This is a genomic window from Vibrio sp. 704, from assembly GCF_033339295.1.
The window spans coordinates 1-502 of record NZ_JAWOUH010001096.1 but is presented as its reverse complement, the minus strand read 5'-3'; the positions used below and the strand labels follow the sequence as shown (position 1 = coordinate 502).

The following is a 502-nucleotide window of genomic DNA, read 5'->3' as shown; positions in this document are numbered from 1 at the left end:
ACCGCAGTTTGCTCTTCGGCTGCGGTCGCAATAGAGTTCACCATGCTTTGCACGTGCCCTGCACCAGCAACGATTTCTTCCAATGATTCCACCGCTCCCGAGCTTTGGCTAACACCAATTGCCACCAAACGGCAACCATCTTCGGTGTAAGTCACGGCTTCTTGCGTGCCAACTTGAATCGCTTGGATAATCTCGCCTACTTCTTGTGTTGCTTTCGTCGTACGCTCAGCAAGTGCACGGACTTCATCAGCCACAACTGCAAACCCGCGACCAAACTCACCCGCACGCGCAGCTTCAATTGCCGCGTTTAACGCAAGCAAGTTAGTTTGCTCTGCGATGTCTTCAATCACTTTAATGACTGCGCCAATTTTCTCGCCATGAGCACCAAGGTGATTCATCTGAACCGACATGTCCGCCATTTGCTTCGATACCTGTTGAATGCTCTCTACCATTTCAACAATGACGGTACGGCCTTGCTCGGCTGTGGCTTCTGATTTACGAG

At 51.2% G+C, this 502-nt stretch carries 1 protein-coding gene; it reads right to left on the bottom strand.

The features are described from left to right. The coding region (locus tag R7R24_RS30840; RefSeq protein ID WP_318120734.1) for a methyl-accepting chemotaxis protein at window positions 1-502 on the bottom strand (502 nt) is incomplete at both ends.